At 55.9% G+C, this 15,907-nt stretch carries 13 protein-coding genes and 4 tRNA genes; 4 read left to right on the top strand and 13 right to left on the bottom strand.

The window, feature by feature from the left end; translation table 11 throughout:
• Window positions 1-4: 4 nt before the first annotated feature.
• Both lptM and HA50_RS00600 read right to left on the bottom strand, forming a co-directional pair.
• Window positions 5-208, bottom strand: coding sequence for an LPS translocon maturation chaperone LptM (gene lptM, locus HA50_RS00605; RefSeq protein WP_084871715.1), 204 nt, complete (start codon window positions 206-208; stop codon window positions 5-7).
• Between the two features lie 121 nt (window positions 209-329).
• Window positions 330-2,888: a class I adenylate cyclase gene (locus HA50_RS00600; RefSeq protein WP_084871714.1), complete on the bottom strand. Its 2,559-nt coding sequence runs from the start codon at window positions 2,886-2,888 to the stop codon at window positions 330-332.
• Window positions 2,889-3,171: 283 nt separating this feature from the next.
• On the opposite strand from HA50_RS00600, the gene hemC reads away from it, so the two are divergent.
• The 4 genes from hemC to hemY are packed head-to-tail and all read left to right on the top strand — an operon-like array spanning window position 3,172 to window position 7,209.
• Window positions 3,172-4,116, top strand: coding sequence for a hydroxymethylbilane synthase (gene hemC / locus HA50_RS00595; protein ID WP_084871713.1), 945 nt, complete (start codon window positions 3,172-3,174; stop codon window positions 4,114-4,116).
• Window positions 4,113-4,853, top strand: coding sequence for a uroporphyrinogen-III synthase (gene hemD / locus HA50_RS00590; RefSeq protein WP_084871712.1), 741 nt, complete (start codon window positions 4,113-4,115; stop codon window positions 4,851-4,853). Before hemC ends, hemD begins: the two co-directional genes overlap by 4 nt.
• A 23-nt stretch (window positions 4,854-4,876) precedes the next feature.
• Complete coding sequence (gene hemX / locus HA50_RS00585; protein ID WP_084871711.1) at window positions 4,877-6,010, top strand: uroporphyrinogen-III C-methyltransferase; 1,134 nt, start codon at window positions 4,877-4,879, stop codon at window positions 6,008-6,010.
• 2 nt (window positions 6,011-6,012) lie between these two features.
• The gene (hemY, locus tag HA50_RS00580; protein WP_084871710.1) at window positions 6,013-7,209 is read left to right on the top strand and encodes a protoheme IX biogenesis protein HemY; all 1,197 of its coding nucleotides are present in this window, start codon (window positions 6,013-6,015) and stop codon (window positions 7,207-7,209) included.
• A gap of 575 nt (window positions 7,210-7,784) precedes the next feature.
• Here hemY and HA50_RS00575 read toward each other — a convergent pair.
• From HA50_RS00575 to wecC, 11 genes are all read right to left on the bottom strand, one after another.
• A tRNA-Pro gene (locus tag HA50_RS00575) sits at window positions 7,785-7,861 on the bottom strand.
• 26 nt (window positions 7,862-7,887) lie between these two features.
• Window positions 7,888-7,974: transfer RNA gene (locus tag HA50_RS00570), tRNA-Leu, on the bottom strand.
• Window positions 7,975-7,990: 16 nt separating this feature from the next.
• Window positions 7,991-8,066 (bottom strand) — tRNA-His (locus HA50_RS00565).
• Between the two features lie 64 nt (window positions 8,067-8,130).
• Window positions 8,131-8,207 (bottom strand) — tRNA-Arg (locus HA50_RS00560).
• 158 nt (window positions 8,208-8,365) lie between these two features.
• On the bottom strand, window positions 8,366-9,100 hold the full coding sequence (wecG, locus tag HA50_RS00555) for a lipopolysaccharide N-acetylmannosaminouronosyltransferase (RefSeq protein ID WP_084871709.1): 735 nt from the start codon (window positions 9,098-9,100) through the stop codon (window positions 8,366-8,368).
• Between the two features lie 39 nt (window positions 9,101-9,139).
• On the bottom strand, window positions 9,140-10,483 hold the full coding sequence (gene wzyE / locus HA50_RS00550; protein WP_084871708.1) for an ECA oligosaccharide polymerase: 1,344 nt from the start codon (window positions 10,481-10,483) through the stop codon (window positions 9,140-9,142).
• Entirely contained in the window at window positions 10,480-11,550 is a 1,071-nt protein-coding gene (wecF, locus tag HA50_RS00545) for a TDP-N-acetylfucosamine:lipid II N-acetylfucosaminyltransferase (RefSeq protein ID WP_084871707.1), read from the bottom strand. The genes wzyE and wecF overlap by 4 nt, the downstream gene beginning before the upstream one ends.
• Complete coding sequence (gene wzxE / locus HA50_RS00540) at window positions 11,547-12,800, bottom strand: lipid III flippase WzxE (RefSeq protein WP_084871706.1); 1,254 nt, start codon at window positions 12,798-12,800, stop codon at window positions 11,547-11,549. The genes wecF and wzxE overlap by 4 nt, the downstream gene beginning before the upstream one ends.
• Window positions 12,800-13,930, bottom strand: a complete 1,131-nt coding sequence (rffA, locus tag HA50_RS00535) for a dTDP-4-amino-4,6-dideoxygalactose transaminase (protein WP_084871705.1) — start codon at window positions 13,928-13,930, stop codon at window positions 12,800-12,802. Before rffA ends, wzxE begins: the two co-directional genes overlap by 1 nt.
• On the bottom strand, window positions 13,917-14,624 hold the full coding sequence (gene rffC / locus HA50_RS00530) for a dTDP-4-amino-4,6-dideoxy-D-galactose acyltransferase (protein ID WP_084871704.1): 708 nt from the start codon (window positions 14,622-14,624) through the stop codon (window positions 13,917-13,919). Before rffC ends, rffA begins: the two co-directional genes overlap by 14 nt.
• 21 nt (window positions 14,625-14,645) lie before the next feature.
• Window positions 14,646-15,905, bottom strand: coding sequence for a UDP-N-acetyl-D-mannosamine dehydrogenase (wecC, locus tag HA50_RS00525; RefSeq protein ID WP_084871703.1), 1,260 nt, complete (start codon window positions 15,903-15,905; stop codon window positions 14,646-14,648).
• Window positions 15,906-15,907 lie beyond the last annotated feature (2 nt).

Below are 15,907 nucleotides of genomic sequence, written 5' to 3'. Positions count from 1 at the left end.
GAGATTAGTTCGCCTGCATACCTGATTTTTGGGTGACCAAACCACCCACATCCGCAGCTGAAGCCGCTTTCTGCTGCTGCTCAGTCACCTGTGTGTTGGTCTTTTGCGGCTGATCTTTGGGCGGGAAATACAGCGGTCCTTTCAGGCCACAGCCTGACAGGCTGACCAGTGCCAGCACCATACCCAGCTGACTTATCAATTGTCTCATTCTGTCTGCTCTTTCTGTCCTTACCTAGATGCTTATCATCGCAGTTGACGTTGTAAAAGCAACAGGAAATACCCGCAATCGCGTTACAGGTCTGACACCTGCCACGCGCGGGCGGGCAGGATCAGTGCATTTGATAGCGTGGCTGGAAATCGCCGTTGTCGTTGTCAGGCTGTGTGGCGCAAAGCTGCGTCAGGGTCTGGCTGCGGAACGGGATCACCTGAAAGCGATCGCCGGTATTCACAATTTGATAAAACTGCGGCAGGTTGAAATTGATAAAACTGGAGCCGTAAGTGAAACGGTCATGTGATGACGAATAAAAACGGCTGACGTCACGCACCAGTTCCTCTTTGCTGCCTTCGCAATGGTGATACACCTCAACGCGATTGCTTTCATCAAGGATATAAATGTTGAAGCCACGGTCATCATTGGTGTCTTCGAAGAAGAACTGAATGATGCCTTCGCTGGCATAGCCATTCACCACTGGCGGCAGCGGCGTCTGATTCGACTCCACTTTAATCGACAGGCCGTGCAGCTTGTTGTTAGAAATCGCGCCATAGAATTCGACCGCGTTTTCCAGTTTCTGCACCGACACGCTCATGCGTTCAAAGAACAGTCCCCAGGTTTGTCCCGCCATGCGCAACGCTTTGAAACGGCCCGGCTCCTGACGCGTACTGGAAAGGCGCAGTTCGATGCATTCCGACACCAGTTGCTGGACACGGGTACGAATCAGTCCGCGCAGATGCTGGCTGTAGCAGAACACTTCCACCGTATCCGGCGGGGCCGCATCCTGATGCATTTTACCGAGAATGGTTTTCAGGGCTTCGATCATCGCCTGTTCACCGTTGAAATGCAGGGTACGCACCTCATTCCACGAGTTACGGTACAGCAGATCGATGCTGCCAATCAGGCATTGCTGCTGCTGACCGAAACTGAACACATCCAGCTTACGGAAATCAAAATGCACCACCTGATTGCGGAATGCCGAGGTGGGATCATGTTCGAGGTTGACGATAATCGCCAGATGACGAATTTCACACGGGCTATAGAGCGCTTTCGGCGTCGGTGCCGGTACGCGCAGCGGGAAATGATGCGAGACATCATTCACCAGCTCCTGCAAACGCGGCAGGTCACAGAATTCGTTGCCTTTAATATGCAGACGGGTTTTGCTGGTCAGCAGCCCATTGAACCACGCCCACGCCACCAGTTTGTTCAGGTAGCGGTTATATTCCAGCGGCTGATGGCTGATGATGGAGCTCATATCCGGCGACTGGTTATACAGATACCAGCCCGCACGATTGGCCCGGCCCGCCGGGACATGAATAAAGGTCAGATTCGGTTCTGACAGGTCCGGGGAGATCTGCGGGTTAACCAGCGTCACTTTACCCGGCAGCGCTTCAAACGCGGCATACAGTTTACGCGTCAGCACACCGATATCCTGCGGGCTGGCGCTGACACTTAAATTGTTACGACGGGCAAAGCGGATCAGGTTGCGATAGCTTTGCATCATCGCATCCAGCAATTCATTGTGTGCTTCACGCACGCGTTCGATTTTCCACTGCGCACGGTTATCCAGCACCGTCAGCTTCTCATCATCCCAGCCCCACTCACGCACCAGCTGCGATAAAATTTCACGTCGCCAGCCCGAGCGATGATGGTTTTCTTCGCTGGAGAGTTTTTCACAGACTTTAAGATAGAAGCAGCGACGTACCAGGTCGAGACGCGCCAAATCGTCAATGCTGGTAAGGTAGCGCGTCACGCGCTCCAGCATCATGCAGTAAGGATCAAGGCCGAAGCAGACGATTTCGCCATCGTGCAGGCGTTGCTTGATATCCATCGCCAGCAGTTGGGTGTTGGGATATTCCCAGCTATAGGCTTCCAGCAGCAGGGTTTTCAGCACTGCTTTGTAGGGGGAGTCGATACTTTTATACAACTGCCACAGGCTGGCACCGAAGTACTCTTCCGCCGACAAGGTGCCAAGGCCACCGAGATCGAGCCATTCGTTTGGCGTCAGAACGCCCTGCGCGTAAAGCGACATGACGTAATCATCATAATGGTGCTCCTCTTCGCCGGGCACCATGTTCCACAGAATGCGTTTACCCGCCATACGCACGGCGGTACGGTAAAACTCATCCAGCAGCAAAATATGTTGGGTCGAGCCGCAATCTTCCGCACCGAGACTGCCGCTTTCGTTATGACGGAAACGGTTCTCATCAATCAGGAAGAAGCTGACTTCCACGCCCATCGAGACACACCACTTCTGCAACAGCGTACATTTACGTTGCAGGTTGAGGCGTTCTTCATTATCCAGCCAGGATTGGTGGCACACCCAGATATCGAGATCGGACACGCTGTTCTGACCGACCGATGAGGTGCTGCCCATGGAATAAATGCCGGTGATCGGCATTTCGCCTTTGGCATCAGTGCTGAGGTTGAGCGGCTGACGACCCGCCAGCTCCTGCAACAGCTGCTGCTGGTTTTCATCAGGCGTGTAAAAGCTGATGCCATGTGGAACGTTACCCTCAAGGTAACCCGGCATCAGCGGATGATGATAATGTAGTAATGTCGGCAGCAGACTGTAGACGTGCTGGAAAGCAGGTCCCATCGCAGCCAGCGCGCGGTCAACGCGCAGCTGGTTGATAGCATCCAGTCTCTGTTTCAGTGTCTCAATGTAGAGGTACAAGACGTTTCGCCTGATTGTCCCAGTGTTAAGCACCCTGTTTCCGAAATCTGCCACTTAATAATAAAGATGTCGGGCAAATTATTGCTGGAAACGTGATCAATCTAACACCTGGCAGATTGACCGTAAAGAAAGTTGCGCTACCTAACAGTTTAGCACGTTCCGAACTCTACCCTGTGTTTTCGGACTAAGACCACAGAATGTTTCCCGGAGAACGCGGTGAAATCTGACAGCATTCCGTTATCGATGATAGGATATTCGGTGAACGATCAAAATGGTTAACAGCATGTTAGACAAAATTTTCAGAATTGCTACAAGACAAAGTCCCCTGGCGCTTTGGCAGGCACAATATGTCCAGCAGCGCCTGATGGCAGCCCATCCGGGTCTGCGCGTGGAACTGGTTCCGATGGTCACCAAAGGTGATGTTATCCTTGATACGCCGCTCGCTAAGGTGGGAGGAAAAGGGCTTTTCGTCAAGGAACTGGAACTGGCGATGCTGGAAAACCGCGCCGACCTCGCCGTGCATTCTATGAAGGATGTGCCGGTGGATTTCCCGGAAGGACTCGGCCTGGTCACCATCTGCGAGCGCGAAGATCCGCGCGATGCCTTCGTCTCCAATCATTATGACTCCATCGATGCCCTGCCACAGGGCGCGGTAGTCGGTACTTCCAGCTTACGTCGTCAATGCCAGCTCAGCGCCCGCCGTCCCGACCTGGTGATTCGCTCGTTGCGCGGCAATGTGGGTACCCGCCTTAGCAAACTGGATGCCGGTGACTATGATGCGATTATCCTCGCTGCGGCCGGGCTGATACGCCTTGGGCTGGAAGACCGCATCCGTCTGGCCTTACCGGCGGAACTGTCGTTACCTGCCGTGGGCCAGGGCGCAGTGGGTATTGAGTGCCGTCTCGACGATGCCGAACTGATAGGCCTGTTGCAGGCGCTGAATGATGGCGATACCGCCGTTTGCGTACGCGCCGAACGTGCGATGAATACCCGTCTCGAAGGCGGTTGCCAGGTACCGATTGGCAGCTTTGCCGTGCTGGAAGAAGGCGATCAGTTGTGGCTGCGTGGTCTGGTCGGTTCGCCCGATGGCAGCCAGATGATCAGCGGTGAACGCCGTGGCCCGCGCGATCAGGCCGAACAGATGGGCATTTCACTGGCGGAAGAACTGCTGGAAAATGGCGCACGCGACATTCTGCGCGAGGTCTATCAGGGACAGCCACCCGCATGACCATCCTCGTGACCCGTCCCGAGCCTGCTGCCAGCGAACTGGTCGCGCGATTGCGAACCCAGGGGAAACTGGCGTGGAGCCTGCCGCTGATTGAGTTCACGCCGGGTCGCGATGTCGATGATTTGCCACAACAACTTTCTGACCTGCAACCTGACGACCTGGTGTTTTTGCTGTCACAGCAGGTGGTGACCTTTGCCCACCCCGCCTTGCAGCGTCAGGGTTTTGCCTGGCCCACACAGCTCGATTATTACGCCATCGGTCGCAGCACCGCACTGGCACTGCATACCGTCAGTAATCTGAAAGTAGACTATCCTCATGCGCGGGAAACCAGTGAAGAACTGGTGCGCCTGAACCGTCTGCAAAAAGTCAGCGGCAAGCGCGCCTTAATTCTGCGCGGCAGTCCAGGCCGCGAGTTGCTGGCGGATACTCTGACGGAACGCGGTGTCGATGTCCGTTATTGTGAATGTTATCAGCGCTGTGAAAAGTATTATGACGGCGCGGTTGAAGGTCGTCGCTGGCGCGATCGCGGGATTACGACGCTGGTAGTGACCAGCGGCGAAATGTTACAACAACTGTTTGGGCTGTTTCCGCCAATCGATCGGCGGGAATGGTTATTACACTGTCGGCTGCTGGTCGTCAGTGAACGTTTGGCTACCCTGGCAGCCAGCATGGGCTGGCAGGATATTGAGGTAGCCGATGGTGCCGATAACGATGCGCTGCTGCGTGCGTTACGCTGAACTTAACATTGGGATGAGCCGCAATGACGGAACAAAAAGCCTCCTCCGCCATGGTTGATGAGACTACCCCAGCGGGTGACAACGCTACCCCTCCGGCCGGTAAACCGCCTCGCAATAAAAAGAGCGATGGCAAGGTACTGGGTGCGGTAGCAATTGTGATTGCGCTGGCGATTGGCGCGGGACTTTACCTGAATGGGAAACACCAGGCCGACTTACAGGCTCAGACTAACCAGGATCTGAACGAGCAGCTGAGCGCGCTGCAACAACAACTGGGCAGCGATAAACAACAGCTGACGCAGCAACTGGAGAGCGCCAACAGCGCTTTACAGGAGGCGCGTAATCAACAGGACGCCAGCGCGAAGGAACTTGAAGCGCTGCGGCAAAAAGTCGCCACTATTTCGGGTAACGATACCCGCACCTGGCTGCTGGCACAGGCCGACTATCTGGTCAAACTGGCGGGTCGTAAGCTGTGGAGCGATCAGGATGTCACCACCGCCGCTGCCCTGCTGAAAAGTGCTGACACCAGCCTTGCTGAGATGAACGACCCCAGCGTGATGAATGTGCGTCGCGCCCTGACCCAGGATATCAGTTCCCTCTCTGCGGTCAGTCAGGTCGATTACGACGGCATCATTCTCAAACTGAATCAACTGTCGAACGGTGTCGATAATCTGCGTCTGGCCGATAACGACAGCGATGATTCGCCGATGGATGCCGATGGCGGCGAGCTTTCCGGCTCCCTGCATGAGTGGCGACAAAACCTGGCGAAAAGCTGGCACAACTTTATGGATGACTTCATCACCATCCGTCGTCGCGACAACACCGCCCAGCCATTACTGGCACCCAATCAGGATGTGTATCTGCGCGAAAACATCCGTTCGCGCCTGTTGATTGCCGCGCAGGCGGTGCCACGTCATCAGGACGAAATCTATAAACAGTCGATTGATGCGGTGTCCACCTGGGTACGCGCCTGGTACGACACCAACGATGCCGCCACTAAAACCTTCCTTGATCAGCTGGATGAGCTGAGCCAGCAGAGCATATCCATGGATGTGCCGGACACGCTGGAAAGCCAGCCACTGCTGGAAAAACTGATGCAGACCCGCGTGCGTAATTTGCTGGCGCAGCCATCAGTTGCGGCTGATCAGCAGGGAGGCTAAGCATGCTGAAAGTATTGATCCTTTTTCTGCTGCTGATTGCCGGGGTAGTGCTCGGCCCGATGATTGCTGGTCACCAGGGTTATGTGCTGATTCAGACAGACAACTGGAATATTGAAACCAGCGTCACCGGTCTGTGCATCATCCTGATCCTCAGCCTGCTGGTGATTCTGTTTGTTGAATGGGTACTGCGCCGTCTGTTCCGTACCGGCGTCCGCACCCGTGGCTGGTTCACCGGGCGTAAGCGCCGCCGTGCACAGCGCCAGACGCAAACTGCGCTGATGAAGCTGGCGGAAGGTGATTACAAACAGGCTGAGAAACTGCTGTCGAAAGATGCCGACCACGCCGATCAACCGGTTGCTAACTATCTGCTGGCTGCCGAAGCCGCTCAGCAACGCGGCGATGAAATCCGTGCGAACCAGCATCTGGAACGTGCAGCGGAACTGGCGCAAAACGACCCCATTCCGGTGGAAATCACCCGCGTTCGTCTGCAACTGGCGCGCAATGAGGACCACGCGGCACGTCATGGTATCGATCGACTGCTGGAAGTGGCCCCGCGCCACCCGGAAGTGTTGCGTCTGGCTGAACAGGCCTACATCCGTACCGGAGCCTGGGGTGCATTGCTGGATATCCTGCCATCGATGCAGAAAGTGCAGATTAATAATGACGCGCAGCGCGCAGCGTTGCAGCAGCAGGCATGGCTGGGGCTGATGAACCAGGCAATGGCCGATCAGGGCAGCGATGGTCTGAAACGCTGGTGGCAAAATCAGAGTCGCAAAACCCGCCAGGAAACCGCGTTGCAGGTCGCCATGGCGGAACATTTGATTGAGTGTGATGATCCGGATACCGCGCAATCTATCGTGCTGGATGGCCTGAAACGTCAGTATGACGATCGTCTGGTGCTGCTGATGCCACGCATCAAAAGCGGCGATCCACAATCGCTGGAAAAAGCCCTGCGCAATCAGATCAAACAACACGGCGCCACACCGCTGCTGCATAGCACACTGGGCCAGATGCTGATGCGCCACGGTGAATGGCAGCAGGCGGCAGAAGCCTTCCAGGCGGCGCTGGCACAACGCCCGGATGCCTTTGATTATGCATGGCTGGCCGATGTTTATGATCGCCTGCATCGCCCGGAAGAGGCGGCTAAGATGCGCCGCGAGGGCCTGCTCCTGACGCTGAAGAACAATCCCAGCGCCTGATTTTTTTATGGTTGTTTTTTTGTGCACGCCGGGTTCGCCCGGCTTTTTTTTGCGCCGAAATTGAGACCACCGCAGGATTTGGCATTTTGCAGATAAAAAAACACCTGCCAGAAGCAGGTGTAAGATCAGGTCGGTAAGACAACTGATGGTACCCGACTCAACGTAATGTCCTTCTAACTGCAGTAAGGCTTGCGCGATACTGCCAGGCTGGACAACGGGTACCGTAAGGGGCTCTGCATCATTCCCAGGTTTATGCAGCATCAGCAGACATAAGAGGTGGAATGAGCATCTACAGTGTCATTATTGCATAAGTCGTGCCAGGTTGGCAGGAAATGAATTTATTCGTTTTATATCAATGAATTAAAAATGGAAGGGTTTTGGTGTTATCGCATCATGTCGGGAAAGCGCGACATGCCGGGATAAAGCTGTCTCTGTCGGGCGACAGTCAATGCAAGGATATGTAAAACCGTTATAAATCAGACAACTACACGTCGCCATCAGGAGACAACAGATAAATTCACTGATCTATAGACGAAAAAAAACCTGCTCTTAGCAGGTTGTTTTTCATATTAAGATGGTCGGCGAGAGAGGATTCGAACCTCCGACCCACTGGTCCCAAACCAGTTGCGCTACCAAGCTGCGCTACTCGCCGATTTTTATCTATCTTAATATTTTGCCTGGTGCGAAGAGAGGGACTTGAACCCTCACGTCCGTAAGAACACTAACACCTGAAGCTAGCGCGTCTACCAATTCCGCCACCTTCGCATGTCCCAGCAAAATCTGGGGTGGCTAATGGGACTCGAACCCACGACAACTGGAATCACAATCCAGGGCTCTACCAACTGAGCTATAGCCACCATAAATCTTTTTACTACCTAACGCGGTATTTAAAACCACCGAAGCTCTTGCGCACAAACTTAATGGCGCGCCCGACAGGATTCGAACCTGAGACCTCTGCCTCCGGAGGGCAGCGCTCTATCCAGCTGAGCTACGGGCGCGTAGCGCCGTTGCGGATGGGCATACTACGGGCTTGGTACCAGACTGTCCAGTGCTTTTTTAATAAAAAAACGCGTTTGATTACGCTTTGTGCATTCCGTCGATAAATGCGGCACTTTCCCCTTCCTGCAACCGTGAATTGCTGCATTTATCAGCAATATCAGAGATCGCCGCGCCAGTGATAACCTAAATATTTAAGTAATTTTATCTGGCGACGCCAGCGCGATGGCTGACGAATCAAACGATACAGCCACTCCAGCCCCATTTTTTGCCAGTAGCGAGGTGCACGCGCCACCCGGCCGGTGAAAACATCGTAGGTGCCACCCACCCCCATATACAGCGCATCGGGGTAATGGACGCGACAATCGCGCATCAGCAGCTCCTGGCGCGGCGATCCCAGCGCCACCGTCACAATCTGGGCTTTGCTTGCCGCCACACGCGCAAACAGCGTCTCGCGTTGATCCGGGGAGAAATAGCCATCCTGGCTGCCAACGATGTTCACATTCCATTGCTGGCGCAACTTATCGCAGGTTTCCTGCAACACCTGTTGATGACCACCAATCAAAAATACCGGTATGCCAGTGCGCCCGGCACGTTCCATCAGGGCTTCCCATAAATCGGCACCGGCAATACGGTTCACCTTGAGTTGCGGGTATTTCTTCCGTAGCGAGCGAACGATGCTGATGCCATCGGCATACTTGAATTCGGCCTGTTCAATCAACTGGCGAACTTCAGCGTCGCTTTCCAGCGTCAACATTTTCTCTGCGTTGATCGCCACCAGCGTACCGTAACGCGGTTTATCATCTGGCAGCAGAAAATGCAGAAAGGAGGCCATATCCCCGAAAGCGCAGAGATCGACACCACGCACGGGGTAACACAACGCCTCTTTATTCATCTTATTCAACGTCAAACATCTTCCTGTTACGCCCCGGAGTTAAGAGGGGCTGGGTAAAACCGGCTCACCACGCTGACGAATCAGTCCGGCACGATCCAGCAGCCAGTAAAGCAGCTTCGCCACCAACAAACAGGCAGCAAAAATAATGCAGAAAAACACCACACGCGATCCGAACGCATCCAGCCCTTCACGCGCCAGTACAATCATGTTGAATACCGCGCCAAAACAGAAGCTTTGCAGAATGGCTCCGCTATAGCGGTTGGTTTCATTACGACCGCGTGCATACAGGTTATCGAAGCCTTTCATCAACATCCCCACGGCAACGGCACCCAGCGGTATAAACCCTACGCCGCCCATCACCAGCAGCGACCCGAGCAGCGTCGGCGATATCGCCAGACCGGAATGGTTATTCAGCACTTCCCAGGTAAAGTAGTTGGCGCTGTTCAACACTATCGAAGGACGACCGGGCCACAGCCAGCTGGGAATAAACACATAAAAGTCACGCCACATCGGTGCCAGGCCCTGGAACTCGATCTTGTGATAATGCTGCAATAACAGTGCCAGATTCTCCCACGGCGAGAAGGTATCACGCGTCAGATAGAGGAAGGTGTAAAACGCCTCTTCCCCCATGACATCGAGGTTGTAACGACGCAGCGCCAGCCAGAACATACCGCCAACCGCCATCACACCCGCCCCCGCCAGCATCCACAAGGTAATCCAGCCCCGGGTAATACCAATAAACAGGAACAGCGCAAAGGCGATGATGATGTTGGCGCGCGTACCGCCCACCAGCGCATACGTCAGCAAACCAAAAGCCACCGACACCAGCAAAAACAGCAACCACTGGCGTTGCGTGGGATTGAGGAAGTAACGGATCAGCATTGCCGGAATGAAGAAATAGAAGAAGCGCTTGAGCGCGACACCGGACACTTCACTGGAGAAAATCTGGTTGTAGGCCGTCAGCCGGAACAGCAGCAGGCCGTTGTGCATAAAGAACACCGTGACTGTACCAATCGCCACCAGCGCCAGCAGCAGGCAAGTCAGGTTCGTTTCCACCCGATTCATCTGTAACCAGGGTTTCGGCGGCGCGGCAGTGGCCGGGCGTAAGCGTACTTTATAGCTGACATAATAAATCGCATAGAAACTGGTAGCGGCCAGCAGCGCCTCCAACAAATACTCCGGCGGGACCACCGCCATATTAAAGCGGAACACCAGAATGCTGGTGAGCGGAAAACCGAAATAGAAGGTCAGTAAAAACAATAAGGTGAAGAACAGGTGGAAATTAAAACGCACCCGTTTAAATTCCCGCCAGGTGAGGGTCAGAATGAACCCCAGCGAGAACAGATACACCACCAGCAGACCGCTAAACTGCATGAGGGTCATAATGTCTCCGTTTCACTCAGAGTGAGCGCCTCGCGCCACCCTGTCAGATAGCCAGGGGCAAAGAAGGCGATGGCGGAGGGATCGCATTGCGCTAACTGGCGCTGTGCCTCCGCGACCCGCGCCTCATCAAGCGCATCGTCGCTGAACAATACCGGCACCCCCTGCTCGCTGAGATCGCGCCAGAAGGGGTTTTTGCGGTTGAGCACAAACGGAATGCCAGCCTGAATCAACAGACAGATGGTACCAATCCCCTGCTGGCGTTCAAACATAAAATAGCCCAGCTGGCAGCGGCTCAGCAGCGCCAGATACGCATCGAAATCGATCTTATCGCGCAGCAACGTCACCTGCTCCTGCGGGAACAGCTGTGCAGCAGCGGCAGCAATTTCAGCGATATACACATCGTTATCAGCCGGATAGCCCAGCGGCACCACCACCTTCACCCGCTCACCAAACTGTGCCCTGATTGCCTGTAAACCGGCAATATGGCGATTGCTGCGATCGCCCGAATTGCCCAACAGGATGGTCAATTCATCATGTTCAGCCGCGACCGGCACCGCGCATTCCGGCATCCGCGTCGGGAAATACAGCAGCGACCCCGGCACATGCGGATGACGCTGCTGATAATGGTGCAAATCGCCGCGCGTCGCGAATACGCGCGCCATGCGCCCCTGAGCGAGGCGGCGCAGCAGATAGAACAGCCGATACTTCAGGCCACTGCCCTCTTCGTATAAATCGGCACCCCACACATGCCAGAACGCCTGCCGCCGCCGTAGCTTACCGCTCAGCAATGCCAGCCAGATCGTTGGGTTAAACTGCCCGTGGAAAAAGAAGCGTTGCTGACGATCGGCGGCGCGTTCGATGACTGCCTGCGCCAGCGCGCGTTTGTTCGGGAAGGTTTCAATCTGCAGTGACTGATACACCTGCAATGCTTGTGGGGTTTGCGTCACCACCATAAACCGACGCGGCGTGTTAACCGGCAGCAGCGGGGTGATCACCTCATCAAAGAAGCGCAGCACCGTGTGATTATGATGGGGGATATCCGATCCCAGCACATGAGTTAACGTCATTTTTTCCGGCAATAAATCGTAAAAGCGCCACAACACAGGGCGAAGTAACAGATATAGGTCGCCATATAGGCTTGCGCGGCACCCGTTGTGCCATGTAACGGAATCAGCCAGTGGGAAAAAGCCAGTAGCAAGATGAACTGGCTGACTTCAGTCAAAATATAGAAGCGCAGCGAGGCTTTGGCGATCACCAGGTAGCCGAAAACATACGCGCCGACTTTAAACACGTCGCCGCACAGTTGCCAGACGAACAGATCGCGCATCGCGGCAAACTTTGTGGAAAACAGCAACCAGATAGCCACGTCGCGCAGCAGCCAGACGCAAAAGCTGGCGGCCGCCACGGCAGGCAGGACAAAGCGCAGCGCACGCAGGATTTCGCGGGTGATCTGTGGCTTATGCTCCAGCCGTGCCAGAGTGGGCAACAGCCAGACGCTAAACGTGGCGGTGATAAATTGCAGGTAGGCATCAGAGATACTGGTCACCCCCTGCCACAGCCCCACCTGTGCCCAGCCTTGCTGCTGCGCCAGCAGGTTACGCATCATCACCCAGGCCACCGGTAGCGTTACCGAAGTGATCAGCGCCATCAGAGTATACTTCGCCAGATTGCGCGCCAGTTCCGGCTGCCACACCGGTTTTAACCAGCGCAACGGCAAGACCTGATGATGACGGTGCAGCATCACCAGCGCCGGAATCACGATCAGCGCGGGCACCAGCGCCAGGCCAACCAGCGCACCGGCATAACCACCAACCCACCAGCACAGCACATAGGCCAGCACGCCAATCAGGCTGCCCGCCATCAACGCCAGCGCATTGCCACGCGCATCGCGAAAACCTTTTAGCAGCGCCAGCGTCAGGTTGGCCCAGGCGATGCCGAACTGCAAAAATGCGACGATCCTGACCACGCCCTGATATTGGTCATGGCCGAACAAAGCACGACTGATGGGAGCCGCCGCCAGCAGGAACACCAGCGCCAGCAGCGTGGAGAAACCCAGCACCAGCGCTGACGCGGTACCGGTGACGGCACGCAACGACTCAGGCTGCTGCTGAAATTGCGCCACGTAAGTGGTGACGCCGTTGAAGATACCCGCCCCTGCCAGTACGCCAAGCACGGTGATCATCTGACGAAAGTTACCGGCCTGGCCGACACCTTCCGGCCCGAAACTGACGGCCAGCAGTTTAACCACCAGCAAACCCGCAACAATTTTGACCAGCGTGGACGAGGCGGTCCACACCGAGGCTTTAGCCAGCGACATCAGGCAAAGAAACTCAGCAAAGAGTTAATGACCGTGCGCTGATTGTTGTCCGACAGATTGTAGAACAGCGGCAGACGCAGCACGCGCTCACTCTCAGCCGTGGTAAACACGTCATCACCGTGGAAGCGACCAAAGCGCTCCCCCGCCGGTGATGAATGCAGCGGGATATAGTGAAACACGGTGAGAATTTCCGCTTCTTTCATCCAGTTGATCAGCGCCTGCCGATCGTTGCTGTCACGCAGCTTGATGTAAAACATATGCGCGTTGTGGCGACAGCTGTCCGGCACCACCGGCAACGCAATGCGTCCGGTTGCCGCCAGCGGCTGGAGTGCCGCAAAGTAATTGTTCCACAAGCGTAAACGCTGCTGGTTAATGCGTTCGGCGGCTTCCAGCTGCGCCCACAGATAGGCCGCCTGCAAATCCGCCATCAGATAACTGGAACCGATATCGCGCCAGGTGTATTTATCCACCTGACCCCGGAAGAACTGGCTACGGTTGGTGCCTTTTTCGCGGATGATCTCCGCACGTTCTACCAGTTTTGCCTCATTAATCAGCGTCGCGCCACCTTCACCGCCCGCGGTGTAGTTTTTGGTTTCATGGAAGCTGAAGCAACCAATATGGCCGATGGTACCCAGCGCGCGCCCTTTGTATTGCGACATCACGCCCTGCGCGGCATCTTCAATCACATACAATTTATGCTTCGCCGCCAGCGCCATGATGGTGTCCATTTCGCAGGCCACCCCGGCGTAATGCACCGGCACGATAGCGCGGGTTTTGCTGGTAATCGCCGCTTCAATCAGGGTTTCATCGATATTGAGCGTATCGGGCCGCACATCAACGAAAACGATGGTCGCACCGCGCAACACAAAGGCATTGGCTGTGGACACAAAGGTGTAGCTCGGCATGATCACTTCATCACCGGGCTGGATATCAATCAGCAGCGCCGCCATCTCCAGCGAGGCGGTGCAGGAGGGGGTCAGCAGAACTTTTTTGCTGCCGAAGTGTTGTTCCATCCACTGCTGACAGCGCCGGGTAAAGCCACCATCGCCGCACAGTTTGCCGCTGGCCATCGCCGACTGCATATATTCAATTTCGCTGCCCACCACCGGCGGGGCATTAAATGGGATCATGTGCGTTCCTGTAAAACCAGTAGGCGGTGCTTTCGAGCCGCGCACCGCTGCGTAAATAGAGGCGCATCGCCGCCAGATTACTGAGCTGGGTGGCAACACGCAGGCGATTGAGCTGGCGCACCCGCCCCCAGTCCGCTGCCGCCAGCAGTAGCCGCTGGCCAATCCCTTTGCCCTGCGCTTCAGGCAACACCGCCAGCAGGCCGATGCGCGCATCGTCGTTCTGTTCGCGTATCGAGACAAATCCCTGCAACGCGCCCTGTTCATCGCAGGCGATCAGGCATTGGTTATCAAAGGTGCCGCGCACCGCGTTTTCAATCCATTGCGCATAGAAGCGGCTGCTGTCATCGGCGTGAAACCAGGGTGCACGAAAACGGCTCAGGCGGAACGCCGTCGCGGCGGCAGCGCGCAGCTGCGGGATCTGCGCTTCACGCGCGATACGCACACCGGTTTGCCGTTCGGTACGTTTGATGTTGATGGCAAGGTCAGCTTCTCCTTCCACCAGCTGGAAACCGTGCCGACTGATGACATCAATCACATCGTTGCGCTCAGCGGCCACCTTCATTTGCCACAGCGCGCAGGGCTGTTGCAGCGCCTGCGTCAGCGGCGTATCGCCATCAGGATCCAGCCGCGCCGTCTGCACGGCGAAGAAGCCGCTTTCCCACGGCAGGGGCTTAATACTGACGTTGACGGACATAGCCGGTAACCCGAACTTGTTTCATCGCCACACTCCTTTGGTATCGACGATCCACGACTGCGTCACCTGCGCCGTATCGATGGCGCGAAATGCCGCGTGATCGACCAGCATCACCAGGATATCGGCGTGTTGCAGTGCCGTGGTGGTGGTCACCAGCGTGGCTTCACGGCTGAGGCGTGCGGGGATCTCACTGATATGCGGTTCCACCACCCAAGTGGTACCGCTGTGCCACTCCGCAATCAGATGCGCTACCGTCATCGCCGGGCTTTCGCGCAGATCGTCAATATTGGGTTTAAACGCCAGACCGAAGCAGGCGATGGTGAGATCACTGGCACGCTTACCGCTGGCCGTCAGACATTCCGCCAGCTGCTGTTTTACCTGGTCCAGCACCCAGTGCGGTTTGGCATCGTTAACTTCCCGCGCGGTGCGGATCAGTCGCGCCTGCTGCGGGTTTTGCGCCACTATAAACCAGGGATCGACCGCAATGCAGTGGCCGCCAACGCCGGGACCAGGTTGCAGGATATTGACGCGCGGATGGCGATTCGCCAGCGCAATCAGTTCCCAGACGTTAATCCCCTGCTCGGCGCAAATCAGCGATAATTCATTGGCAAAGGCGATATTGACGTCACGGAAGCTATTTTCCGTCAATTTGCACATCTCGGCGGTACGCGCGTTGGTTTCCACGCACTCACCGCGCAGGAAAATCCGGTATAGCTCACTGGCTCGCGCGGAACAGGCGGGCGTCATGCCACCAATAACCCGATCGTTCTCAATCAACTCCACCATCACTTTGCCTGGCAGCACGCGCTCCGGGCAGTAGGCGATGGCGACATCCACCGCCTCGCCGTGTTGCGGGAAGCGCAGGTCCGGACGCGCAGCCGCCAGCCATTCAGCCAGTTGCTCGGTGGTGCCGACCGGTGATGTGGATTCGAGGATAACCAGGTCCCCGGCTTTTAACACCGATGCAATGGCGTCAGCCGCTGCCTGGACAAAACTGAGATCCGGTTGATGATCGCCGATAAAAGGCGTCGGTACCGCAATCAGGAACGCATCGGCCGCTTCGGCCTGCATGGTCGCACGCAGATGGCCGCTGTGGACGGCATCACGTACCACGTCACCCAGTTCCGGTTCCACGATGTGGATTTCACCACGATTAATGGTGTCGACCGCGCGGGCGTTGATATCGACGCCCACCACGTTTATTCCCCGGGAAGCAAAAACGGCTGCCGTAGGCAGCCCAATATAGCCCAGTCCAATAACGGAAATGGTTTGAAAACTCATGG

It is taken from the genome of Pantoea cypripedii (genome assembly GCF_002095535.1).
Taxonomy (GTDB): domain Bacteria; phylum Pseudomonadota; class Gammaproteobacteria; order Enterobacterales; family Enterobacteriaceae; genus Pantoea; species Pantoea cypripedii.
Note: the sequence above shows the minus strand (reverse complement) of the source record. Positions and strands in the feature narration are given on the sequence as shown.